We start from the raw sequence: 23,677 nt of genomic DNA on the forward strand, positions 1-23,677 counted from the left end.
GACGGCCGGTTACCGGCCGTCACTTCGTCGTTGGCAGCGGTGTCCCTAGGATGGATCCAGTATCCGGGCCTGGAAATCCCAGCCCAGGGAAGGAGACACATGATGCATGCAATCGTCGCCCGCCAGGCGGGCGGTCCGGATGTTCTGGAGCTGGCAGAGGTGGCTCGGCCGGTGCCCGGTCCCGGCCAGCTCCTGGTCAAAGTCGCCGCCACCGGGGTGAACTTCATTGATACCTACAAGCGCAGCGGCACGTACAAAGTGTCCTATCCGTTCACTCCGGGGTCCGAGGCAGCCGGCACGGTGGAGGAGCTGGGCGAGGGCGTTACTGTGTTCTCGGTCGGAGACCGGGTGGCCACTGCTGAAGGCACCAACTGCTATGCCGGCTACATCCTCATCAACGAGGACAAGGCACTGCCTGTCCCCCGCGGCGTAGACGACTTCACCGCGGCCGCCCTTCCGCTCCAGGGCATCACCGCGCACTACCTGATCAATTCCTCTTTCCGCGTCGAGCCGGGCCACACAATACTGCTGCACGCCGGAGCCGGCGGCGTCGGGCTGCTCATGATCCAGCTGCTCAAGGCGAAGGGCGCCCGCGTTATCACCACCGTCTCCACCGACGACAAGGGGAAGCTGGCCCGCGAAGCCGGCGCCGACCATGTGCTGCGCTACGAAGGCTTCGCCGCCCGGGTCCGGGAACTTACCGACGGAACCGGCGCGGACGCGGTGTACGACGGCGTCGGGAGGGACACGTTCGACGGTTCCCTCGCTGCCCTGCGTGTCCGCGGCACGCTTGTTCTCTTCGGAGCCGCATCCGGACCGGTTCCGCCGTTCGATCCGCAGCGGCTTAACGCCGGCGGCTCCCTGTACCTGACCCGGCCGACCATAAACCACTTCCTGCGCAACGCCCAGGAACGCCGCTGGCGCTCCGATGAGATCTTCGCGGAGGCCGCGAACGGCAGCCTCAAGGTCCGGATCGGCGGCCGCTACGACCTGGCGAAGGCAGGTCAGGCCCACGACGACCTGGAACAGCGCCGCACCACCGGCAAGGTCATCCTGGTTCCCTGACCCGATACAGGAGGGCCGGTAAAAGGCGACCCCGGTAAACGCGGCGCAAACACCCTGCGAACCCCCGGCGAACTGCGACACCTTCTGTTCATCTTGTGCGGAAAGAATCACCCCGTGACTGAACAACCGCAAGCTCCCGGCTCCGCGCCGGAGACCGGCACCGATGCGCGTCCGGCCGTCCGGAGCCTGTACCGGCCGCAACTGCCGGGCGCCGCCGCCGCGCCGCCCGAGCGGACGCTGATCGAGATCCTCCAGGAGACGGCCAGGAAGTATCCGGAGGCCTCGGCCCTGGACGACGGACACCGGCGGCTGAGCTATGCACAGCTGATGGTCGAGGTCCGGGCAACGGCGCGTGAGCTGCACCAGGCGGGCCTCGGAGCCGGCGACAAGATCGGCGTCCGGATCCCGTCCGGCACCAACAAGCTGTACGTCTCCATCCTGGCGGTCCTGCTGATCGGGGCCGCGTACGTCCCGGTGGATGCTGATGACCCCGACGAACGTGCCAAGCTCGTGTTCGGTGAAGCCCGTGTGGCCGCCATCCTCAGGGCCAACGGCGAGATCGTCACAGGGGGCAAGCGCCCGCAGCCGTTCCCGGATCCCCGGATGCCGAAGCCCGACGACGACTCCTGGGTGATCTTTACCTCCGGCTCCACCGGCACGCCAAAGGGAGTCGCCGTGCAGCACCGGTCCTCGGCCGCATTCGTCGATGCCGAAGCCCGGATCTTCCTGCGGGACGAACCCATTGGCCCCCAGGACCGCGTCCTGGCCGGACTGTCCGTGGCGTTCGACGCTTCCTGCGAAGAGATGTGGCTGGCCTGGCGCTACGGTGCATGCCTCGTCCCCGCTCCGCGGTCGCTGGTCCGCACCGGAATGGACCTAGGTCCGTGGCTGATCAGCCACGGGATAACAGTGGTGTCCACGGTGCCCACCCTCGCCGCACTGTGGCCGGCCGAAGCGCTGGAAAACGTGCGCCTGTTGATTTTCGGCGGCGAGGCCTGTCCGCCGGAGCTCGCGGAGCGGCTCGCCGTGGACGGCCGGGAAGTGTGGAACACCTACGGACCGACCGAAGCAACCGTAGTGGCGTGCGCGGCACCGCTGGGCCTGCCCGGTCCCGTCCGGATCGGCCTGCCGCTGGACGGCTGGGACCTTGCCGTGGTTGATGCGGGCGGTGTTCCGGTGGCGGAGGGCGGAGTGGGCGAGCTCATCATCGGCGGCGTGGGGCTGGCCCGGTACCTCGACCCCGCCAAGGATGCCGAAAAGTACGCGCCAATGCTATCCCTTGGCTGGGCCCGGGCCTACCGGTCCGGAGACCTGGTCCGCTACGAAGCGGAGGGCCTGGTCTTTATGGGGCGCGCCGACGAGCAGGTGAAGCTCGGTGGCCGGCGGATTGAACTCGGCGAGATCGACGCGGCGCTGCAGGCACTGCCGGGTGTTGCCGGCGCGGCGGCGGCAGTGCGCACGACGGCGGCCGGAAACCAGATCCTGGTGGGCTACCTTGCCCCTGCGGGCACCGCGGACATCGACCTCGCCGCCGCCCGTGGCCTGCTGGGGGCCAGCCTTCCGGCAGCGCTCATCCCACTTCTGACGGTGGTTGAATCTCTGCCCACGAAGACAAGCGGAAAAGTTGACCGCCACTCCCTGCCCTGGCCGTTGGCCGGAGCAGGGGCCGCCGACGCGGACAATGCCCCGCTGAACCTGCCGGACGACGCCAGCTGGATCGTGGAGCAGTGGGGCCGCGTCCTGGGGACACCGGCGTCCAACCTGGATGCGGACTTCTTCGCCCACGGCGGCGGATCCCTCGCAGCAGCGCAGCTGGTCTCGGCGCTGCGGGTCCGTTACCCCACCATCACCGTGGCCGACATCTACGCCACCCCCAGGGTGGGCGCACTGATCGACGCCGCCCGGCAATCCCTGCCTGAAGGAGTGGCGGGTCCGGCGCCCGAGCGGGAAGTCCGCCCCACGGCATTGAAGTCGCAGATTTTCCAGACGCTGATGGGCGTTCCCCTGCACATCCTGGTGGGGATGCGCTGGCTCACCTACGTCATGGCAGCCAACAACCTGCTGGCAGCCTTTGCCGGCTTCTCGGCGGCTCCTGTCATCTCGTGGTGGTGGGTGGCTGCCTCCTGGCTGGTGTTCGTGAGCCCGGCCGGCCGGATGGGCATTTCTGTCCTGGCTGCCAGGACCCTGCTCCGGAAGGTGGTCCCCGGGACCTACCCCCGGTCCGGCAAGGTGCACCTGCGGCTGTGGCTGGCGGAGCAGATCCAGGATCTGTCCGGCGCCATCAGCCTCGCAAGCGCTCCCTGGGTTCCCTATTATGCGAAGGCCCTTGGCGCGAAGATCGGCAACGACGTCCAGCTGCATTCCCTTCCGCCGGTCACCGGAATGCTGTCGCTGGGGCGCGGCTGCAACATCGAACCCGAAGTGGATCTGTCCGGGTGGTGGATCGACGGCGATTCCGTCCACATCGGCCGGGTGCATGTCGGGGCGGGCGCAGCAGTGGGGGCGCGCAGCACGCTCATGCCGGGCGCAAGCATCGGCGCCGGCGGCCAGGTGGAGCCGGGTTCCGCCGTGCTCGGCAAGGTCAAGGCCGGGCAACTCGTGGCCGGTTCCCCCGCCGAGCGGATCGGCAAGGCCAAACACTCATGGCCGGAGACACCGCCCGCCCATCCGCTGATCGGCAGGCTCTGGTTCGGTGCATTTGCCGCAGCCTCCGCCGTTCTGGCCACTATCCCCTACATGTCCGCTTTCGCAGGGGCGTTCGTGGTGTTCCTGTTCATCCGCGGCAGCGAATCCCTCTCGGCTGCGGTGCCCCAGGTCCTGGCCTCACTGCCGCTGGCGGCGCTGGTGTGGTTCATCACCAATCTCCTGCTGATCCTCGCCACGACCCGCCTGCTGGGCGTGGGTCTCACGGAAGGCTACTTCCGGGTGCGGAGCCGGATCGGCTGGCAGGTCTGGGCTACGGAACGGGTGCTGGACCTGGCCCGCGATGTCCTGTTCCCCATTTACGCCAGCCTCTTCACCCCGGTCTGGCTGCGGTTGCTCGGAGCCAAGGTGGGCAAGAACGTGGAGGCGTCCACTGTCCTGCTGCTCCCCAAGATGACAACCGTGGGCGAGGGTGCGTTCCTTGCGGACGACACCATGGTGGCGTCCTACGAGCTTGGCGGCGGATGGATGCGGATTGCCCCCGCAAAGATCGGCAAGCGCTCCTTCCTCGGCAACTCCGGGATGACCGGTGCGGGACGCAGCGTCCCCAAGAATTCGCTGGTCGCCGTCCTCTCGGCCACCCCGGCCAAGGCCAAGTCGGGCACCTCCTGGCTCGGCAGTCCGCCCGTGCGGCTGCGGCGCACGGCCATCGCCACAGACAACACCCTGACGTTCCAGCCGCCACTGCGGCTGAAACTGGCGCGCGCCCTGTGGGAGCTTTGCCGGTTCATCCCGGTGATCCTCACGGTGGCCCTGGCGGCCGGCGTGATGCTCGCGTTCGACTGGCTCGCCGCGGTGTCCGGCTACGGTATCGCGGCCCTGCTGGGCGGCCTCGTGCTCCTTGCAGCAGGTGCCGTTGCAGCGGCCAGTGCCGTCGCCGCGAAATGGCTGCTGGTGGGCAGGATCAGGGCCGGCGAGCACGCCCTGTGGAGTTCCTTCATCTGGCGGAACGAGGTTGTGGATACCTTCATCGAAATGGTCAGCGCGCCATGGTTCGCCCGCTCGGCTTCGGGAACGCCGGCCCTTGTCTGGTGGCTGCGTGGCCTGGGCGCGACGATCGGCCGCGGCACGTGGTGCGAGAGTTACTGGCTGCCCGAGGCGGATCTTGTGACGCTGGGCGAGAGTTCAACGGTCAACCGGGGCTGTGTGGTCCAGACCCACCTTTTCCACGACCGCATCATGAGCATCGACACTGTTACCCTCGAAGACGGAGCCACGATGGGACCACATGGCGTCATCCTTCCGCGGGCACGCATCGCGAGGGGCGGCACCGTGGGGCCGGCATCCCTGGTCATGCGCGGGGAAACCGTTCCCGCCGCGACGTACTGGATGGGCAATCCGGTCAGCCCGTGGGCAGGCCCGGCAGTCCCGGCTCCGCGGCTCAAGTAGCTCCAGCACGGCATGTCCCCGGATCCGCAACGTTCGCAGTACGAAGGCCCGCTCTATGAGTTTTGCAGCAACATCCAGCCCCGACGGCGTGCGGCGGCCGGACGAACCGTCAGGCTCCCCGGATACCTACGTCCCGGGGCACGGCACGAACGCCTACCGGGTCACCAGGTACGAACTGGACCTGGACTACAAACTGGCCAGCAACAGGTTGAACGGCCGGGCAGTCCTGCACGCGGAGGCGGACCGGGCGGCGTCGGCCATTGTCCTGGACCTCGCGGGAATGCGCGCCGTCAAAATTTCACTCAACGGCAAAAAGGTGCGGAAATTCAGCCAGCGCGCTGAGCAGCTGGTGGTGGTCCCTGACGCCGCCCTTCTCCCGGGAGACCGCTTCATCCTGGACATCCGGTACGAGGGAAATCCCGGTCCCCGGCGCGGCCTGTGGGGCGAAGTGGGATGGGAGGAACTTACCGACGGAGTACTGGTGGCAGGCCAGCCCAACGGCGCCGCCTCCTGGTTTCCCTGCAACGACCACCCGCAGCACAAAGCCAGCTACAGGATCGCAGTGACCACGGACGTCAATTACCGTGCCGTGTGCAACGGACTGCTGATCTCCCGCAGGACAGGGTCCAGCCGTGAGACGTGGACCTACGAACAGGCCGAGCCGATGTCGACCTACCTCGCCACTGTCCAGATCGGCCGCTACGATGTCCTCACCCTGGACACGACACCCGTTGCCGGCAGCGTCCCGCAACACGTCGCGGTGCCCGCGGCCCTGGCAGATTCCGCGCGCCGCGGCCTGGCCCGCCAGCCGGAGATGATGCGGACGTTCGTCAACAGCTTCGGCCCCTACCCCTTCCAGGAGTACACCGTGGTGGTGGCCGAGGACGAGCTCGAAATACCCCTCGAATCCCAGACGCTATCCATCTTTGGCCCCAACCACCTGGACACCGGCTGGGAATCGCAGCGGCTGATCGCCCACGAGCTGTCCCACCAGTGGTTCGGCAATTCCCTGACCGTCGGGGCCTGGAGCGACATCTGGCTGCATGAAGGATTCGCCTGCTACGCGGAGTGGATCTGGTCAGAGGCGGCCGGCGTCATGAGCGCCTCGGAGCGCGCCGCTTCCGCCTGGCGGAAGCTCGACGCCGGGCGCCAGGACATCGTGGTTGGCGACCCCGGCCCTGAGCTGATGTTCGATGACCGCGTGTACAAGCGCGGCGCCCTCGCACTGCACGCACTGCGGATCCGGTGCGGCGACCTCGCCTTTTTTGCGCTGCTGCACGACTGGGCCGCGAACAACCGCCACGGATCCGTTTCCACCGCCGGATTCATCCAGACCGCGGACCGTGTGGCGGGCATCGATTCGGAAGCCCTGCTCCATCCCTGGCTGTTCGAGGAGACACTGCCGCCCCTTCCGGCCCGTTAGCACGCCCGGCTACTTCGGCCGGACCCTGAAATCACCCGACGGCGACGGCGGCCACCAGGTCCACCGGCAGTCCGGAGACAGCGGGGGCCAGGTCCCTGACGCCGGGGCGGTCAAGCACGTCAACCGTCTCCGGCGCCCGGCTGAGGCCCTCCCCGGTCATCTTCAGGAAGGCCTCCTTCCGCGCCCACAGCCGGGCGCGTCCGCGCAGGAGGTCATCCCCGTGCAGGGATGCCACAGCCTGGCGTTCCGCCGTCGTCAGCGCCACGGCGTCGAACCCGTCAAAATCCAGCCGCTGCGGATCTTCGACGTCGACCCCCAGCCGTTGCAACGGACCGGGGTCTGTCATGGCCGCCAGCAGGGTCCAGCCTGCTGCCCGCGACAGGCTCAGCAGCAGGGGTGCGGGCGCTCCATCCAGCATGTAGCCGGGCCTGCCGTGGGTGATGCCCGGACCGCTGCCGCACTGCGGGCAACTGTAACGGGCGGTCAGGTCCTGCGCGCGCACGCCAAGCAGTTCCGCCGCGAGCAGGCGCTGGGCCATCCTTGCGGCCAGGAAATCCTGCCGTGGCACGGCCATCATGGTGCGGGCGCGCTCCAGCTCCGGCGGGTCCAGGAACTGCCGGGCATCGCGTTCCAGCTCCGCTGCCGCCCGTGCTGAATCCTGCCCGGGTACGCGAAAGGGCGGGCAAGCACGCACAATAAGTTGTGATGCCATGGCCCCGCCCTTCCGGTCTTAGCCCTGAGCGCTTGGCGCTGACCCGCTTAGCGCTGAACGGCCCCGAAGCGCTGGGCGGCCATGGCAACGGCGCTCTCACGGGCGGCAGACGCCTCGTCCGCCGTCAGCGTCCGGTCCGGGGCACGGAAGCGGAGGCCGAAGGCCAGCGACTTCCTGCCGTCCTCGATGCCCTTTCCTGCGTAAACGTCAAACAGTGCCACGTCTTCCAGCAGCTCGCCGGCGCCTTCACGGAGGGCGGCCAGGACGTCGTCGGCCGGGATCTCCTTGGGAACCACCAGGGCAACGTCCTGGGTGGCCACCGGGAAACCGGAGATGTGCTTCGCGACGATGACGTCGGCTGCCGCGTCGAAGAGGGCGTCGGCGTTGAACTCGAGCGCCACCGAACGTGCCGGCATGTCGTGCGCGGCCAGCAGCTTGGGGTGCAGTTCGCCGGCGTAGCCGACAACTTCGCCCGAACGCAGGGCCAGCTGGGCTGCGCGACCCGGGTGGTAGGCCTGGTGGTGGCCCTGGCTGACGACGATTTCGACGCCGAGGACGTCTCCGGCTAGGCGGGCTATGTCCACGGCGTCTGCCCAGTCCCAGGCACGCGGCGTGTGGGCTGCGGCAGCGGGCGAGTCATGGCCCGTCAGGACCGCTGCGATGTGCAGCGGCTGGTCCGGAACGCCGTCGTACAGGGCATCCAGCACCTCATCTGAGGGCTTGACGCCGAGCGGCGGGATGGACGGCGTACCCACGGAATCACCCGGCAGGAACACCAGGCCGGCCTCAAAGACGGCCAGGTCGCGGAAGCCGCGCGAGTGGTTGCGCTTGGCCACCTCGATCAGGCCGGGAAGGACGGACGTCCGCAGGTAGCCCTGTTCCTCGCTGATCGGGTTGGCCAGCTTGACGGCCTTGCGGGCGGTTCCCTGCTCGGCCACGCCAAAGGTGTCGTTCGCGGCCTTGGACACGAACGGGTAGGCCAGGACCTCGGTGAGCCCCGCATCGGCCAGTGCCTGGACCAGACGGCGGCGCTGCTGCTGCACGCGGGTCAGGCCGCGTCCCGGGGGTGCCACGGGGAGCGTCGCCGGAATCTGGTCGTAGCCGACCAGCCGGGCGATTTCCTCGGAGAGGTCTTCCTTGGTTTCAAGGTCGTTCCGCCAGCTCGGGGCAGTGACTGTCCAGCCGGCGTCGTTCTTCACCACGGCAGCGCCGAGGTCCTCGAGGGAGGTGACGATCTGCTCTTCGGTGAAATCAATGCCGATCCGCGCTGCGGCAAACGCCGCGGGCAGTTCGATGGCCACGGCGTCAGGTGCAGTGCCGACATCGGTGCCGGAATCGTCGGCAGTGCCGCCGGCCAGCTCGACCAGGAGGTCAACCACGCGCTGCGCGGCAATGCCGGCAACCTGCCAGTCAACGCCGCGTTCGAAACGCTTGGACGCTTCGGAGGGCAGCTTGTGCCGCCTGCGGGACCGGCCGATCGACACCTCGTCGAAGTGTGCCGCCTCAACCAGGACGTTCGTGGTGGAATCAGACACTTCGGTGGCGGCGCCGCCCATGACGCCGGCGATGCCGATCGCCCCGGAGCCGTCAGTGATGAGGAGGTCCTCGACGTCGAGCGTGCGCTCCTTGTCGTCCAGGGTGGTGATCTTCTCCCCTGCGACGGCGCGCCGCACCACGATGTCGCCGGACAGTTTGTCCAGGTCGTAGCAGTGCGTGGGCTGGCCGAGTTCCAGCATGACGTAGTTCGAGATGTCCACGGGGAGGGAGATGGAGCGGATCCCGGCAAGTCGCAGGCGTGAAACCATCCACAGCGGCGTCGGTTTGGTCGCGTCCACGCCGCGGACGGTGCGGGCCACGAAGCGGTCGCAGCCGGGGTTGCCGTAGATGGGGGCGTCGTCGTTGAGTTTGACACCATAGCCGCCGGCCAGCTCAGCCGGAGCCTGCACCTTTGCCGCCGGGTCCGTGAAGGACGTTCCGGTGGCGTGGGCGTATTCGCGGGCAACGCCGCGGATGGAGAACGCGTAGCCGCGGTCCGGCGTCACGTTGATCTCGGCGGCCTGGTCGTAGAGGCCAAGCAGTTCCATGGCGTCCGTGCCGAGTTCCGGGTCCAGCCCGATCCGGGACAGCACCAGGATGCCGTCGTGGTCCTCGCCGATGCCCAGTTCGCGGACGGAGGCGATCATGCCGGCGGACAGGTGGCCGTAGGTCTTCCGGGCGGAGATGTGGAAGTCGCCGGGCAGCACGGCGCCGGGAAGGGTGACTACGACTTTGTCGCCCTCCACGAAGTTGTGGGCTCCGCAGATGATGCCCTGGACACCGGACGGGTCGATGCCCTTGCCGGTGAGGGTCTGCTCCTGGCCCTCGGGGACCACGCGGACCTGGCACCAGTTGATGGTCTTGCCGTTGGTCTGCGGTTCCTTGACCAGGCTCAGGACCTGGCCCACCACGACGGGACCGCTGAGCGCGTCCGTGGGGCGGTGCACCGCTTCTTCTTCAAAACCGACCTTGACCAGTTCGGCCATCACGTCTTCGGCCGTTGCTCCGGCCGGTACCTGCGCGAACTCACGCAGCCAGGAAAGTGGGATACGCACTGTTAGATCTCCATCCCGAAGTGCTCGCTGAAACGTACATCGCCTTCGATCATGTCGCGCATGTCGCCCACCTCGTTGCGGAACATAAGGGTGCGCTCGATGCCCATGCCGAAGGCAAAACCTGAATAGACGTCCGGATCGATGCCGGCAGCCCGAAGGACGTTGGGGTTGACCATGCCGCAGCCGCCCCATTCGATCCAGCGGGGACCGCCCTTGGCGCCCGGGTGCCAGATATCCAGCTCCGCGGACGGCTCGGTGAACGGGAAGTAGTTGGGGCGCAGGCGGATCTGGGCCTCGTCACCGAACATCTGCCGGGCGAAGTGCTCCAGCGTTCCGCGAAGGTCCGCCATGCTGAGCTTCTTGTCGATGGCCAGGCCCTCGAACTGGTGGAACACCGGCGTGTGCGTGGCGTCCAGTTCGTCGGTGCGGAACACCTTGCCCGGGCACAGCACATAGATCGGCACTTCGCGTTCCAGCATGGAACGGACCTGCACCGGGGAAGTGTGCGTGCGCATCAGGAGGTGGGCCTCCGGGGGCTCCACAAAGAACGTGTCCTGCATTTCGCGGGCCGGGTGGTCCGGCTTGAAGTTCAGGGCGTCAAAGTTGAACCACTCGGATTCCACCTCGGGACCTTCGGCGATTTCCCAGCCCATCCCGACGAAGATGTCCGCCACACGGTCCTGCAGCGTGGACAGCGGGTGGCGCGCACCGGCACGGCGGCGACGCGGGGCGGCAGTGACGTCCACGGTCTCCTCGACGAGGATCCGTGCGTCATTTTCGGCTTCCAGCTCGGCGGTGCGGTCCGCGAGCGCCTTGTTGACGCGTCCGCGGGAGGCACCCATGAGTTTTCCGGCGGCGGCCTTCTGGTCCTTCGCCAGGCCGCCGATTTCACGGTTGGCGAGGCTCAGCGGCGACTTCTCGCCGGTGTGCGCGAGCCTCACGGCCTTGAGCTCATCAAGGGAGGAGGCAGCAGCAATGGCGGCGACGGCGTGGTCTACAGCGGCAGTAATGGCAGCTTCATCCAGAGGGTTCGGGATGGCAGCGCCCGGCAAAGTTTCAGTCATCTACTGTTCTTAGCTACGAGTCGGGTATCGCCAGCGACCTGTCCAGCTGCATTCGGGTCCACCGGCAGCGTGTCCGTCACTGACTTGTCTTTCCGCGCGGCCGATTTCCGCGGACGCGTGAAGTGACAAAGGGCAGGGCTCGCCGGAATTCGTCCGGCGGGCACTCTCCCCCAGTCTAGTTGAAGGCGCCCGGCTGAACGTGCCACAGCGCTCAACGTGACAGCCTCTGCAGTGAGGCTGCAGGAGGAACGGCGGGCAGGAGCAGGCATCACCGGCTGCCGCTACCATGGCCTCATGACCTCCGGACAGCGGCTGCGGCAGATCGCCAACGCGCTGAATGCATCTACGCTTCTGGGCCTGCTGCTGGCCCGGTGTGCCCGCACGGCTGTCCGCACCGGACCGCGCGGCCTGCTGATCGCCACCGGCTACCGGTGGCGCCTCCCCTTTGCCCAGGCGTTCACCGTGGGGAACGTGGTGCTGTTCCGTGCCGACGCGCCGGAGGCCCTGTCCAATCGGGCGCTGTTGCGGCATGAGGAACGGCACAGCAGCCAATATGCCTGGTGCTGCGGCTTGCCGTTCCTGCCGCTGTACTTCATCGCAGCCGGCTGGTCGCAGCTGCGGACGGGAAACCCCGGCTCCGCGAACATCTTTGAACGCCTCGCAGGACTGGAGGCCGGCGGATACGTGGATATGCGCATCCGTAAACCGGGCAAGCGCCGTAAGGACAAACGCCGTGCGGGCAACTCAGCCGCCGATGGAATTGAGGCATGACATGACCAAAATCGCGAGGACAGTAGCGGTGACGGGCTCGGGGACGGCTGAGGCCGTGCCGGACCTCCTGACTGTGTCCGTCGGCGTCGAGTGCCGCCGGGAGGACGTTGGCGCCGCGTATGCGGCAGCCGGAAGGGCCTCGGCCGGGATATCGGCAGTCCTGCGCGAGCACGGTGTGGACGACCGGGACATCAGCACCTCCGGCCTCAACGTCCGCGCGGACGTCGTCTGGAAGGAAGGCGAGGGCCAGACCGTGGCGGGGTACGTGGCCTCAAGCGTCCTGTCCGTCCGGCTGCGCGACGTTGCCGGCTCCTCGGAGGTTATCGCCGGGGCGGTGGGCGCCGGCGGCAACGACGTCAGGCTGAACGGGCTGGACCTCGGCTTCGCGGACCCTGCCGCCGTCACCGCACAGGCACGGGAGGCCGCCTGGCAGGACGCCCTTGCCACGGCCAGTCAGTTCGCGTCGCTGGCGGGGGCTGAACTTGGTCCGGTGGTCTCCGTCACCCAGCAGCCCGGCGCCCCGGGACCGATTCCGGTGGCGAAAATGCAGCGCGCCATGGCCACGGATTCCGTGGGGATCGAGGCCGGGCAGTCGAGCGTGTCGGCAACGGTGGGCGTCGTCTGGGAGCTTCGCGAACGCAGCTAGCGCCGCCGGCCGGCGAGCGCCGCGACGCGAGAGGTTAGTGGACTGTACCCGCGGACAGCTTGACGTCCGACGTCGTAGCCAGGGCAGTACGGACGACGACGGCGAGCGCCTCCGCCATCACGGGTGCGGGCAGCGACGGGGTACCGCTACCCTGGGGCACCTGCCGGGTCTCATACGGGACATGAATGAAGCCGCCCCGCGTTGCCGGGGCGCCTATTCCGGTGCTCAGTGAGTGCATCAGGGCGTAGAAGATGTGGTTGCAGACGTAGGTGCCGGCGGTCTGGGAAACCTCGGCCGGGATCCCGGCGGTTCGAAGCGCCTCGAGCGCCGCCTTCACTGGCAGTGAGCTGAAATAGGCGGCCGGGCCACCGGCGACCACTTCCTCGTCCACAGGGCGGTTTCCGGCGTTGTCCGGGATGCGGGCGTCGTCGCAGTTGATGGCGACCCGCTCCAGGGAGATCCGCGGCCGCCCGCCGGCCTGGCCGACGCAGATCACAAGCTCCGGGTTGTGGCGCCGCAGCGCGTCCTCCAGCACTGCGATGGACTGCCCGAACACACACGGCAGTTCCACGGCAGCGACGGCGTGGCCCTCCCCCTGCAGGATTCCGGACGCCGCCTCCGCGGCGGTCCAGGACGGGTTGGTGGTTTCGCCGCCGAACGGTTCGAACCCGGTCAGGAGAATCATGGCCCCAGCGTAGCAACAGCGGCTCCACACGGGTGTCGGGGCCTTGACTTCTATTCGAACATACCTTCGAATGGTAACCATGAGATGGGACGCACAAGCACTCCGGCCGGCGACTGCAGGCAACACCGCAGGCAACGCATCAGCAGCCGCCCCAGCCGTTGACGCGTTGCTGCCGCTGGCCGGACTTGTGCGTTCCGTCTCAACCCCCGAATTCGCCGGGGTCACTTTCCACGAGGTCACCGCCAAATCGGTGCTCAACAAAGTGGCGGCCGGTTCCCGCATGCCCTTCGAATGGACCGTCAATCCCTATCGCGGCTGCAGCCATGCCTGCGTCTATTGTTTTGCCCGTAAAAGCCACACCTACCTGGACTTTGATGCCGGCCTGGATTTTGACAGCCAGGTGGTGGTCAAGATCAACGCTGCCGAAGTCCTGCGGAAGGAACTTGCAAAGCCTTCCTGGGGCCATCACCACGTGGCCCTGGGCACGAACACGGATCCGTACCAGCGCGCCGAGGGCCGGTATCAGCTGATGCCGGGCATTATCAGCGCGCTTGCCGATTCAGGAACGCCGCTGTCCATCCTCACCAAGGGGACCCTGCTGGCCAGGGACATCCCGCTGCTGAAGCACGCCGCTGCGCAGGTGCCGGTCGGGATAGGGATTTCGCTGGCCATGACTGACGAACAGTTGGCCGAGGCAGTCGAGCCCGGCACTCCGGGACCCAGGGCGCGGCTCAAGCTGGTCTCGAGGCTACGCGAAGCCGGCTTGCCGTGCGGCGTCATGGCCATGCCTATCCTGCCCTGGCTCTCCGACAGCGACGAAGCACTGGACTCGCTCTTTGGCTCACTCGCCGCGGCAGGTGCTACGGGTGTTACGGCCGGAGCCCTGTACCTGAAGCCGGGGACGCGCGAATGGTTTATGCAATGGATCGCTGCCCGCCACCCCGAACTGGCAGGCCGTTACCGCCGGCTGTACGGCACAGGGTCCTACGCGTCCAAGGAGTACCGCGAATGGCTCGCGGGGCGGATCCGCTATTTCAAGGCCCGGCATGGCTTTTCCGGTTCGCACGGCTTCAGCCACCGCGATCTGGCCCAGGACCCCAGGGAAGAGGAAGCACAGTATCCTGCTGGCAGCATGCCCGAAGCGGGAACCGGCCCGGGGAGGACAACGGGCCTCCGGGGCACCGCAGCAAACACCGGCAGGGGCGGTCATGCCTCCAGTGAGGATTCCGCCCGGCCCACGCTGTTCTGACCCTCTTGAACAGCCTCTGCCCGCGCGGGTCGTCCTTCATTTCAGCCTTGACGGCCAGGACGTTGTAGTAGGCACTGTCCTTGCCCTCCACGAGCAGCTGCTTGTCGGCGCTCAGCCCGGCCGGCAGGGCGAATGCCAGCGTTACAATCGCGGCGTCCTTGTCATTGAGCGCCTGCGGCAGGCTGGCGTTCTCGATCTCGGTGAACTCGAGGTTCTTCGGGTTCGCCTTGACATCCTTGAGCGGATCTCCAAAGCCTGTGACCGCCGTGCGGCGCGCCCCACTCCGGTAATTTCGAGGGACAGCTCGACGTTGGCCTGCACAGTCCGGCTGCTGAGCAGGTTGAGGTGCTGGAAGATCATGCCGATGTTGTGCCGCGCGCTGCGCAGCCCGGAGCCGGTCAGGGACGTGACGTCGCGGCCGTCCACTGTGACAGATCCGGAATCGGGGCGCTCCAGCGAATTGACGGTCCGGATCAGGGTGCACTTGCCGGCACCGCTCTGGCCGACGACGCCGAAAATCTCACCGCGGCCGACGGTCAGCGAAACGTCGTCAAGCGCCCGGACCGCTGTCTCCCCTGAGCCATAGCTCTTCGACACCCGGTCTACGGAAATCATGGAGCTCCCTGTGGTGGCTCAAATCCTCGCGGAACGATTTTCCGTAAAAGCGGGTGCGGACATCGTCCGCACCCAACTTAAGAATTCTGCCAAGAAGCCACTGAAGGCGGCCAATCCGAATTCATCCCGCTGAAACGGGGTTCAGCACTCGGATAATTTCACGATTCCAGTGGAACCCGCTCTGAGCCGGCAACGGCGGCCAGCAGGGCCCGGACAATCGGGAAGTCCGCCGGTATCCAGGGCAGGGTGAGAGCTTCCTCACTTTCCGCCAGGCTGATCCAGCGCAGTTCGTCGTGGTCTTCCAGCGGGCGGGGTTCGCCGTCCGCAATCTCGGCAAACCAGACCCGCATGGAGGCCCTGGCATTGAGCGGCCAGCCGGCGGCGGATTCCGCCAGCAATTCAGTGCCCAGCCGGACGCCGATGCCCAGTTCTTCGCGGAGTTCGCGGTGCAGGGCGTCTTCCGCGGATTCGAGCGGCTCCACCTTCCCGCCCGGGAACTCCCACATTCCGGCGAACTGGGGCGGCGACGTCCGGCGCGCCACCAGGAGCCGGGCAGGGGCACTCAGCGAATCCACAACCGCTCCGCCGACAACATTGATGAGTCCAGTCACCGCAACAGTCTATGGGGGACAATGGTTGAGGCCGATTCCACCGCCGTCCCCGAAAATGGCCGCCACGCCGGAATACGGACCACTCCCCCATCGTTGCAGTAATCAGATTTATTCAGTCGCGTCTCAGCCGCTACTTATGCTTCCCGCACCGCGGGAACGGTGACCGCCTGAAGCAGACCCGCCAGAACCGGAACTTTCGAAGAGCAGGCCAATGACCTCCACGCCCACCCTCAGCCCCGCCAAGCCAAAGGCAGGAGCCCAACACCTTGCCCTGGCCATCGTGTCCCTTGCGATGGGCGGATTCGGCATCGGCGTCACGGAATTCACCATGATGGGACTGCTCAAGGAGGTGGAGCAGGGCCTGAACATCGGCACCCCGGAAGCCGGCCACCTCATCTCTGCCTACGCCCTCGGCGTTGTCATCGGGGCGCCCCTCCTTGCAGCTGTCGGCGCCAAGCTTCCCCGCAAGCACCTCGCGCTGGGTCTCATGCTGTTCTTCAGCCTGGCCAACCTCACGTCGTACATCGCTCCGGATTACGGCACCATGCTGCTGTCCCGGTTCGCGGCCGGCCTGCCGCACGGAGCGTTCTTCGGTGTGGCGGCCGTGATCGCTGCGTCGCTGGTCGCGCCGACGAAGCGCGGTTGGGCGATCTCCATGGTCATGGCCGGGCTGACGATCTCGAACGTCATCGGCGTTCCGTTCGCCACGTGGCTGGGCCAGGCCTTTGGCTGGCGCCTGCTTTTTGTCCTGGTGGGCGTCATCGGGCTGGTCACGCTTGGCATGCTCTGGAAGTTTGTCCCGTTCCAGGCAGCGCACCCTGACGCCAGCATCCGTCGGGAACTTGGCGCCCTGAAGCGGCTGCAGGTCTGGCTCGCCATCCTCATCGGTATCGTGGGATTCGGCGGCTTCTTCGCCACCTACACGTACATTGCGCACACCATGACCTCCGTGGCGGACATCCCGGCCGCCTGGCTGCCGCTGGTCGTCGCGCTGTACGGCCTGGGCATGGTGGCGGGAAACATCGTTGGCGGCCGCATCGCGGACAAGTCAGTGATGGGCACAATCTATTGGGTCCTGCCTGGCATCGCGGTCGCGCTGGTCATCTATGCGGTGGCGGTCCACTGGCCGTGGTCCGCCTTTGTGATCGTGTTTGTGGTGGGTGGGGCAGGCTCCCTCCTGGTCCCGGCACTGCAGACCCGGCTGCTGGACGCCTCCCCCGATGCCCCGTCCCTGGCATCCTCGCTCAACCACGCGGCCCTGAACGTGGCGAACGCCCTCGGCGCCTTCCTGGGCGGCCTGGTCATTGCGTGGGGCTGGGGCTATGTTGCGCCTGCACTCGTGGGGGCGGTCCTGGCCATCCTCGGCCTCGGCGTTGCCCTCCTCAGCGGCCTGCTGGAACACAAAAGGCCGCTGGTCTCCTAGCCTGCCCTAACAGGTTCGGTCCAGCGGCCTTCGGCGGCCGTGGCAGCCCGGGCGGGTTGGATCAGACGTGCGCGCGTTCCACGTCGGGTTCAAGGTAGATGACCCGCGCAATGGGCACAGCCTCGCGGATGCGGCTTTCGGCGTCGTCGATGACCTTGGCGATCTCCGCGCCGGTGGCGGCGGCGCCGACACTGATCTTGGCCGCAACCAGCAGTTCTTCCGGGCCAAGGTGCATGGTCTTCAGGTGGATGATCCTGGTGCCGTCGGCCTCGAGGGCTCCGCTGATCCTGGCGGAGTCAGCTTTCGTGGCGGATTCCCCGAGCAGCAGCGACTTGGTCTCCAGGGCCAGCACGATGGCGATGGCCACCAGCAGGAAGCCGATCATCGCGGTGCCAAGGGCGTCCCAGATACCGTTACCGGTAATCAGGGTCAGGCTTACGCCGAACAGTGCGAACACCAGGCCCAGCAGGGCACCGAGGTCCTCGAGCAGGATGACAGGCAGTTCGGGCTGCTTGGCGTTGCGGATGAAGTGCACCCAGCTCTGCTTGCCGCGCACGTGGTTTGACTCGATGATCGCCGTCCGGAACGAGAACGATTCAGCGACAATTGCCCCGATTAGCACAGCCAGGGGAACCCACCAGAAATCGCCTTCGATGGCGTGGGGGTGCTGAATCTTCTCCCAAGCCTCGTACAGAGCAAACAGGCCACCCACGCTGAACAGCACAATCGAGACGATGAACGCATAAATGTACCGTTCGCGTCCGTAGCCAAAGGGGTGCTCGGGGCTCGCGGCACGCTTGGCGCGTTTGCCGCCCACCAGCAGGAGGATCTGGTTGCCGGAGTCGGCTACAGAGTGGATGGCCTCAGCCAGCATCGACGACGACAGCGTCAGGAAAAAAGCGACGAACTTCAGTACAGCGATGGTCAGGTTTGCAGCCAGAGCCGCGACGATCGCCTTGGTACCGCCATTTGCAGCCAAGTGAGCTTCACCTCTTCAGGGATTGACGGAAAATTTGCACGTGCGATCACCGCACAACGCTGATGCCCGCAATGAATACCGTACCCGCCAGCCGCGACCGGACATACCACGCGTCACGGTGGATGACATCAAAAACAATGAAACTAAGCCTGCTGACAAGGAAACACACCGTGTGTTAGCTTGAAGCCATAATCGGGACCCGTAGTGAGTTCCGACGAATATGTAGGAGGAGACATGGGCTTTCTTGGCTGGATCATTCTCGGACTCATTGTAGGAGCAATCGTCAAGGCAATCATGCCTGGTACGGTCGGCGGCGGCTGGGTCACCAGCCTCGTGCTTGGTGTCGTCGGCGCCATCGTCGGCGGCTGGATCGGCGACCTTCTGTTCGGCGGCGGCAGGATGGAATTCTGGAACCTCGGTTCCTGGCTTCTCGCCATCGTCGGCGGCCTCGTCGTAGCCGGCATCTACGGCTTCATCACCGGCCGGAAAAAGACCACCACATAACTACACTCACCACCGCTCAGGGCACAGAGATGCCCAATGGTGAAGATTACGACGGCGGGGGCCCACCGGAAGGTGGGCCCCCGCCTTTGCGTTGTGGGTGTGGCTGCTGGTCAGCTGCGCTCTTGCGACCGGGCGCTGGCGTAGAGGCAGACCGTGGCGGCGGTTCCGAGGTTCAGGCTCTCCGCTTTCCCGTAGACGGGTACGGCCACCCGGTAATCGGCCAGCGCGATTTCATCCTCGGACAGGCCCTGGGCCTCGTTGCCGAAGAGCCAGGCTGTGGGCTTTTCCAGCGCGTAAATCGATTCCGCGGCGGAGTCCCCCAGACGGCGGGCCGCGTTCTCGTCCTGGAGTCGGTCCAGGTTCAGCTGGCCGTAACCGTCGGCGGCGAGGACCCCGATCCCGCGCTCCTTGCATCGGGCCACCAGCTCGGCTACGTCGGCGCCAAGGACGATCGGCAGATGGAAGAGGGATCCCGCCGTCGAACGGACAGCTTTAGGGTTGTAGATGTCCACGCTGGACGCGGTCAGAATGACGGCGTCGGCGCCGGCGGCATCGGCTGCGCGGAGCACGGTTCCCGCGTTACCGGGGTCGCGGACCTGGCACAGGACGGCAACCAGCTGCGGACCGGCGTCGAGTACCTGCTCAAGGCTCACGTCCAGGAAACCGCAGACCGCGAGAATGCCCTGCGGGGTGACTGTGTCCGCCATCGCGGCGAGCACTTCGTCGGTGGCGAGGTAGGCGGTGGTGCCCTCCGCGAGTGTCTCCAGGTCCGGGTGCCGGTCCAGGCAGGACTCGCTCGCGTAGACCTCATAGACGATGCCGGGCTCCCCCGCGGCAATCCGCTTCTGATGCAGTGTCAGGGCCTCGCGCACGGCCTGCGGACCCTCCGCCAGGAACTCGCGGCGCTTTAAACGGGCCGGGCGCCCGGCAAGTTGTGCCACCTTCCTCACCCGATCAGCTCTGGGGTTGGAAAGTGGAAAGTCTTGCGGGCGCCCGGTTTCGTTCATATAAGAACCTTAGTTGCTTTGGCAGCCGGTTCTTGAACGGGGATGTTACTCGGCAGCCTCGTCAGCAGCCGGCTTCTTTGCAGCCTTGGCCTTGGGGGCCTTCTCAGCGGGAGCTTCCTCTGCCTTGGCGGCCTTGACGGCCTTGGCCTTCGGTGCCTTTGCCTTCGGGGCGGCTTCGGCAGCGACGGCCGGAGCGGAGGTGTCAGCAGGCAGCGAGTCCTTGGCAATCTGCACCAGGGCGGCAAAGGCGTTGGCGTCAGAGACGGCCAGTTCTGCCAGCATGCGGCGGTCAACCTCGACCTCAGCGGCCTTCAGGCCCTGGATCAGGCGGTTGTAGGTCAGGCCATTGGCGCGAGATGCAGCGTTGATGCGCTGGATCCACAGGCGGCGGAAGTCGCCCTTCTTCTTCTTGCGGTCACCGTAGCTGTACACAAACGAGTGCAGCAGCTGCTCTTTAGCCTTGCGGTACAGGCGTGAACGCTGTCCACGGTAGCCCTTTGCGCGTTCAAGGATAACCCGGCGCTTTTTGTGGGCGTTTACCGCCCTCTTCACACGTGCCACGTGCGTACTCCTTCAGAATTCTGATCCCAAGCGACTACTGCCGGAACAACCGGCTGGCCTGAGAAGCCTTTTTGGTAGTTGACTGCTGCCAGGTGGCTAACAGTCAGAGAACTTGGAACTTAGATGCCGAGCATCTTCCGGATGACCTTGGCGTCGCCCTTGAAGACGATCTTGTCGCCGGCGAGGCGACGGGTCAGCCTGGAGGACTTGTGCTCGAGGTAGTGGCGGCGGTTGGCCTGCTGGCGGCGCAGCTTGCCGCTGCCGGTCAGCTTGAAGCGCTTCTTAGCACCACTGTGGGTCTTCATCTTCGGCATGGGAACCGATCTCCTTACGTATCCGCAGACATGTCTGCAGTCTTTCGTGCAGCCACCCCTGCGGGCGGCATGCTGGTTGCTTGCTGCGCGAAGGCACTTCGCGCAGCTTTGAACTAGTTGGTCTTCTTGCTGCCCGGCTTGGGAGCGGCCGGCCGTGCTGCAGGCTTGGGTGCTGCGGGCCGTGCTACCGGCTTGGGCGGCGGCGCGGGAACTCCGGCAGGCTTCGGTGCCACGGGGGCAGCCGCAGCAGGCCTCGGCGTTTCAGGCGCCTTGGCCACAACCGGCCTGCTGACCGCGGGACGCGGTGCTTCTGCAGCCTTGGGGGCTTCGCGTTTCGGCGCTGCCTGCTTCGCTACCTTGGGAGCCTCCTGCTTGGGAGCTTCCTGCTTCGGAGCTTCCTGCTTGGGCGCTTCCTCGGCCGGAGCTTCCTGCTTCGGAGCTTCCTTGGCCGGGGCTTCGGCTTCCGGTGCCGCAACCGCTTCGGCGGGTGCCTCGACGCTCGTTGGCGCCGTAGTGGCCTCAACGTCTGCCTCGGGCGCTGCCTCTTCAGTCGAAACAACGTAACCCTCAGGAAGCAGGTCCGCGAGGGACTGCGTCATGGCGGGCTGGTCGCGGCTGACATCCACCCGGCCGCTGGCCTTGGCTTCGTTCTCAGCCTTTGCTTCAGCGCGCTGCGTCGCACGGCGTGCTTCGGCCTTGGCCTCAGCCTTGTTCTTCAGCGGTCCTACAACCATGACCATGTTACGGCCGTCGATGCGGGGGCTGGACTCGACAACTCCCACTTCGGCAACGTCGTCGGCGAAGCGCTGGAGCAGGCGGATGCCCATTTCCGGACGCTGCTGCTCGCGGCCACGGAACTGGATCATGGCCTTGACCTTGTCCCCGGCGCCGAGGAAGCGGAGGGCGTGGCCGCGCTTCGTCTCGTAGTCGTGGGTGTCGATCTTCAGCCGGAACCGGATTTCCTTCAGAACCGTGTTGGTCTGGTTCTTCCGGGCCTCGCGTGCCTTGACGGCGGCTTCGTACTTGTACTTGCCGAAGTCCATCAGCTTGCACACCGGAGGCTTGGCCTGCGGTGCAACTTCAACGAGATCAAGGTCGGACTCGGCAGCCAAACGCAGGGCGTCCTCAATACGGACAATTCCTACTTGTTCGCCTGCAGGGCCGACCAGCCGCACCTCGGGGACGCGGATACGCTCATTGATTCTTGGCTCGCTAATGTTAGAACTCCTGTGGTTGAGGTGAGTATTCCACCGACAAAATAGAGAAGGCCCCCAATTGCCGGAGCAATCGAAGGCCTCGAAGATCGGATGTACAACGCCTCCGGGGAGGCTGTACGCGTTCCACCCGGCTGACGCCGCCATGGAATGCCCGACCAGGTACCCGGCAACCTTGCTTCCGCGGGAATTGCTTCCTGGGAAAACGGCTGACGCGGGTGGGAGAGAACTCCGCTTGCAAACTGAAAATCAATTCTACAGAAGAACCACGAAAGCTGCACATTCACAGCCACGAGTTTCACATAGCAAAATAACGACATTCAGTCGGTCTGTGACAAGCTTACCAGTATGAGCACTTCAGACAGTAATTCACACGTTTTCGAGCCCTCCACCGGCCAGGGAGGCGGCCAGGAACAGGTGTCGCAGCAGATCCGCGATATCTCCGAAGTTCCCGCCATCGAGGTCATCACCACCGCCGCTGTGCACCTCATGAGCGCCTCGGCCGTCAAGCTCGGGCTCGCCGCCGAGGAGAACGCAGAAGAGCTTAAAGACCTGGATGAGGCCCGCAAGCTGATCACGGCGCTGGCCGGACTCGTTACCGCTGCCGCCCCGGAGATCGGTTCCCAGCACGCCGGTCCGTTGCGCGACGGACTCCGTTCCCTGCAGCTTGCGTTCCGGGAGGAGTCGATTATTCCGGACGCCCCGGGCAAGGGGCCGGGCGAAAAGTACACCGGGCCGGTCAACTAGGCGATCCACAGAACGCGACGGCGGGCGGACCAACGAAGGTCCGCCCGCCGTCGTTGTTTCAGGCCGGTTCCGGTCAGCCGTCAGGCGGCCATCCGGCGGCGGCGCAGGTGCTGCAGCACCAGGCCCAGGAGGCAGAGGACGACGCCGGCGGTACCCACCGAGACAAACCCGGCGGAGGGCCCGATGCCGTCGATGAACACGCCTGCCAGCGGAGCACCCAGTGCAACTCCGGCAGTGAGCGCGGACCCGTACCACCCCATGGCCTCGCCGCGGCGGCTCTCCTCCACGAGGTCGGCCACCTTTTCCGAGGCGGAGGACAGGACTGGTGCGCACAGCAGCCCCGGAAGCAGCGATAGAAGGCACAGCGTCAGGGTGTCCTGGGCGAAGCCCATCGGGATGGTCAGGGCAGCCATTCCGAGCAGCAGGAGAATCGGCGAAACGGGCCGGTGCATGGCGCCATAGAGCACCCCTCCAACCACGGAGGCCGCACACCAGAAGATAAACACCAGGCCGATCTCCGCCTGATGCCCGCCGGTCTCCAACGCAGCAACAATGCCCACGTCCGTGCCGCTGAGCACCATCCCGGCCCCGGCCGCCACGGCAAAGACCGCGGCCACCACTGCGGTGAACCAGGCAAAGTTGTGGGCCACCTTGTCCCGCAGCCCCGAACGCCGAAGCCCACCGGCCGCCATCGGCGCGAGTTCCGCCGCGGCTTCCTGCAGATGCGCCGGAGCCGCTGCGACCACGGCCACTTCGGCGCCTTCCTGCTGGTCCGCTTCGTAGTCAGCATCCGCCGCCGCACTGCGGGTGGGAGGGTTGAACCACATCAGGAAGAGTCCGGCCACTGACGTGGACACGCCAACCACCGTCAGCCCGATGACCGAATGGCCGGTGGTGGCCACAATCGCGCCGGCGGCGGGGCCGATCATAAAGACCAGCTCGGTGGTGATTGCGTCCAAGGCGAATGCCGTCCGCCGCTGATCGCCGCCAACCAGGACGCCAAGGGACTGGCGTACCACGCTGAAGATGGGCAGCGTGAGGAGTCCCCCGACGAACACCAATGCCAGCAGCCATTCGTACGGCACATGCGGCACCACCGACCAGATGACGGCTTCGGAGATCACCGAAGGAATCAGGGCCCTCCGAAGGCCGACTGTGTCAACCCGGCGTCCGCGCCACGGCGCGCCCACGGCGATGCCGATGGTCATGACGGCTGCCGCTGCGCCGGCGGCGGCATATCCCTCACCCAGGGTGAGGACGATGTGCAATGTCAGCAGCACGCCCGCCGCGGAGTGCGGTATGCGGGCTATCATTCCCACAATCAATAGCCGTCGCACAGGCTTGATCGCCAGGAGCTCTTTGTAGAGAGCGAAATTCACGGGTTACGTCCTTCATCCTGCCGGC

At 66.3% G+C, this 23,677-nt stretch carries 21 protein-coding genes and 1 pseudogene; 9 read left to right on the forward strand and 13 right to left on the reverse strand.

Annotated elements, in window-relative coordinates:
• Nucleotides 1–99 precede the first annotated feature (99 nt).
• From CXQ91_RS02905 to CXQ91_RS02915, 3 genes are all read left to right on the forward strand, one after another.
• Nucleotides 100–1,065: a quinone oxidoreductase gene (locus tag CXQ91_RS02905; RefSeq protein ID WP_104172439.1), complete on the forward strand. Its 966-nt coding sequence runs from the start codon at nt 100–102 to the stop codon at nt 1,063–1,065.
• Nucleotides 1,066–1,179: 114 nt separating this feature from the next.
• A complete protein-coding gene (locus CXQ91_RS02910) occupies nt 1,180–5,157 on the forward strand; it encodes a Pls/PosA family non-ribosomal peptide synthetase (RefSeq protein WP_374953612.1) in 3,978 nt (1,325 codons plus the stop codon).
• 55 nt (nt 5,158–5,212) lie between these two features.
• Nucleotides 5,213–6,580, forward strand: coding sequence for a M1 family metallopeptidase (locus tag CXQ91_RS02915; RefSeq protein WP_104172440.1), 1,368 nt, complete (start codon nt 5,213–5,215; stop codon nt 6,578–6,580).
• Between the two features lie 31 nt (nt 6,581–6,611).
• Here CXQ91_RS02915 and CXQ91_RS02920 read toward each other — a convergent pair whose 3' ends face one another.
• Genes CXQ91_RS02920 through pheS form a run of 3 tightly spaced genes read right to left on the reverse strand, consistent with a single transcriptional unit; the run spans nt 6,612 to nt 10,947 of the window.
• Entirely contained in the window at nt 6,612–7,292 is a 681-nt protein-coding gene (locus CXQ91_RS02920; RefSeq protein WP_104172441.1) for a 4'-phosphopantetheinyl transferase superfamily protein, read from the reverse strand.
• Between the two features lie 47 nt (nt 7,293–7,339).
• A complete protein-coding gene (gene pheT, locus CXQ91_RS02925; RefSeq protein ID WP_104172442.1) occupies nt 7,340–9,883 on the reverse strand; it encodes a phenylalanine--tRNA ligase subunit beta in 2,544 nt (847 codons plus the stop codon).
• A 2-nt stretch (nt 9,884–9,885) separates the two neighbouring features.
• Nucleotides 9,886–10,947, reverse strand: coding sequence for a phenylalanine--tRNA ligase subunit alpha (pheS, locus tag CXQ91_RS02930; protein ID WP_104172443.1), 1,062 nt, complete (start codon nt 10,945–10,947; stop codon nt 9,886–9,888).
• Nucleotides 10,948–11,241: 294 nt separating this feature from the next.
• On the opposite strand from pheS, the gene CXQ91_RS02935 reads away from it, so the two are divergent.
• A complete protein-coding gene (locus tag CXQ91_RS02935; protein ID WP_104172825.1) occupies nt 11,242–11,718 on the forward strand; it encodes a DUF4157 domain-containing protein in 477 nt (158 codons plus the stop codon).
• 1 nt (nt 11,719) lies between these two features.
• On the forward strand, nt 11,720–12,364 hold the full coding sequence (locus CXQ91_RS02940; protein WP_104172444.1) for an SIMPL domain-containing protein: 645 nt from the start codon (nt 11,720–11,722) through the stop codon (nt 12,362–12,364).
• 34 nt (nt 12,365–12,398) lie between these two features.
• Here the strand turns inward: CXQ91_RS02940 and pcp are convergent, their stop codons facing one another.
• Nucleotides 12,399–13,049 carry a pyroglutamyl-peptidase I gene (gene pcp / locus CXQ91_RS02945; RefSeq protein WP_104172445.1) on the reverse strand — a complete coding sequence of 217 codons (651 nt, stop codon included), beginning with the start codon at nt 13,047–13,049 and terminating at the stop codon, nt 12,399–12,401.
• A gap of 79 nt (nt 13,050–13,128) precedes the next feature.
• On the opposite strand from pcp, the gene CXQ91_RS02950 reads away from it, so the two are divergent.
• Nucleotides 13,129–14,298 carry an Rv2578c family radical SAM protein gene (locus CXQ91_RS02950; RefSeq protein ID WP_104172826.1) on the forward strand — a complete coding sequence of 390 codons (1,170 nt, stop codon included), beginning with the start codon at nt 13,129–13,131 and terminating at the stop codon, nt 14,296–14,298.
• A gap of 55 nt (nt 14,299–14,353) precedes the next feature.
• On the opposite strand, the pseudogene CXQ91_RS02955 reads toward CXQ91_RS02950, so the two are convergent.
• From CXQ91_RS02955 to CXQ91_RS02965, 3 genes and pseudogenes are all read right to left on the reverse strand, one after another.
• Nucleotides 14,354–14,494, reverse strand: a pseudogene (locus CXQ91_RS02955) (MetQ/NlpA family ABC transporter substrate-binding protein); the annotation flags it as partial.
• Nucleotides 14,440–14,913: an ATP-binding cassette domain-containing protein gene (locus CXQ91_RS02960; RefSeq protein WP_104172446.1), complete on the reverse strand. Its 474-nt coding sequence runs from the start codon at nt 14,911–14,913 to the stop codon at nt 14,440–14,442. The pseudogene CXQ91_RS02955 and the gene CXQ91_RS02960, both read right to left, overlap by 55 nt.
• A gap of 158 nt (nt 14,914–15,071) precedes the next feature.
• Nucleotides 15,072–15,524: a (deoxy)nucleoside triphosphate pyrophosphohydrolase gene (locus CXQ91_RS02965; protein WP_104172447.1), complete on the reverse strand. Its 453-nt coding sequence runs from the start codon at nt 15,522–15,524 to the stop codon at nt 15,072–15,074.
• 211 nt (nt 15,525–15,735) lie between these two features.
• Here CXQ91_RS02965 and CXQ91_RS02970 point away from each other — a divergent pair, with 211 nt between their 5' ends.
• Nucleotides 15,736–16,947 (forward strand): MFS transporter, encoded by a 1,212-nt coding sequence (locus CXQ91_RS02970; RefSeq protein WP_104172448.1) that lies wholly within the window; start codon nt 15,736–15,738, stop codon nt 16,945–16,947.
• Between the two features lie 61 nt (nt 16,948–17,008).
• On the opposite strand, the gene CXQ91_RS02975 is transcribed toward CXQ91_RS02970, so the two are convergent.
• Entirely contained in the window at nt 17,009–17,926 is a 918-nt protein-coding gene (locus CXQ91_RS02975) for a cation diffusion facilitator family transporter (RefSeq protein ID WP_104172449.1), read from the reverse strand.
• A gap of 234 nt (nt 17,927–18,160) precedes the next feature.
• Between CXQ91_RS02975 and CXQ91_RS02980 the strand changes: the two genes are divergently transcribed.
• Nucleotides 18,161–18,430: a GlsB/YeaQ/YmgE family stress response membrane protein gene (locus CXQ91_RS02980; RefSeq protein ID WP_104172450.1), complete on the forward strand. Its 270-nt coding sequence runs from the start codon at nt 18,161–18,163 to the stop codon at nt 18,428–18,430.
• Nucleotides 18,431–18,540: 110 nt separating this feature from the next.
• Here CXQ91_RS02980 and CXQ91_RS02985 read toward each other — a convergent pair whose 3' ends face one another.
• From CXQ91_RS02985 to infC, 4 genes are all read right to left on the reverse strand, one after another.
• Nucleotides 18,541–19,437, reverse strand: a complete 897-nt coding sequence (locus CXQ91_RS02985; RefSeq protein ID WP_104172451.1) for an RNA methyltransferase — start codon at nt 19,435–19,437, stop codon at nt 18,541–18,543.
• 45 nt (nt 19,438–19,482) lie between these two features.
• Nucleotides 19,483–19,998, reverse strand: coding sequence for a 50S ribosomal protein L20 (rplT, locus tag CXQ91_RS02990; RefSeq protein ID WP_258073807.1), 516 nt, complete (start codon nt 19,996–19,998; stop codon nt 19,483–19,485).
• Nucleotides 19,999–20,117: 119 nt separating this feature from the next.
• Nucleotides 20,118–20,312, reverse strand: a complete 195-nt coding sequence (gene rpmI, locus CXQ91_RS02995) for a 50S ribosomal protein L35 (RefSeq protein ID WP_009358635.1) — start codon at nt 20,310–20,312, stop codon at nt 20,118–20,120.
• Between the two features lie 113 nt (nt 20,313–20,425).
• On the reverse strand, nt 20,426–21,487 hold the full coding sequence (infC, locus tag CXQ91_RS03000; RefSeq protein ID WP_374953613.1) for a translation initiation factor IF-3: 1,062 nt from the start codon (nt 21,485–21,487) through the stop codon (nt 20,426–20,428).
• A gap of 387 nt (nt 21,488–21,874) precedes the next feature.
• On the opposite strand from infC, the gene CXQ91_RS03005 reads away from it, so the two are divergent.
• Entirely contained in the window at nt 21,875–22,273 is a 399-nt protein-coding gene (locus CXQ91_RS03005) for a DUF1844 domain-containing protein (protein WP_104172453.1), read from the forward strand.
• An 80-nt stretch (nt 22,274–22,353) separates the two neighbouring features.
• Here the strand turns inward: CXQ91_RS03005 and CXQ91_RS03010 are convergent, their stop codons facing one another.
• Entirely contained in the window at nt 22,354–23,652 is a 1,299-nt protein-coding gene (locus CXQ91_RS03010) for an MFS transporter (protein ID WP_104172454.1), read from the reverse strand.
• Nucleotides 23,653–23,677 lie beyond the last annotated feature (25 nt).

The sequence above is a fragment of the Arthrobacter sp. Y81 genome (assembly GCF_002929335.1).
GTDB lineage: Bacteria > Actinomycetota > Actinomycetes > Actinomycetales > Micrococcaceae > Arthrobacter.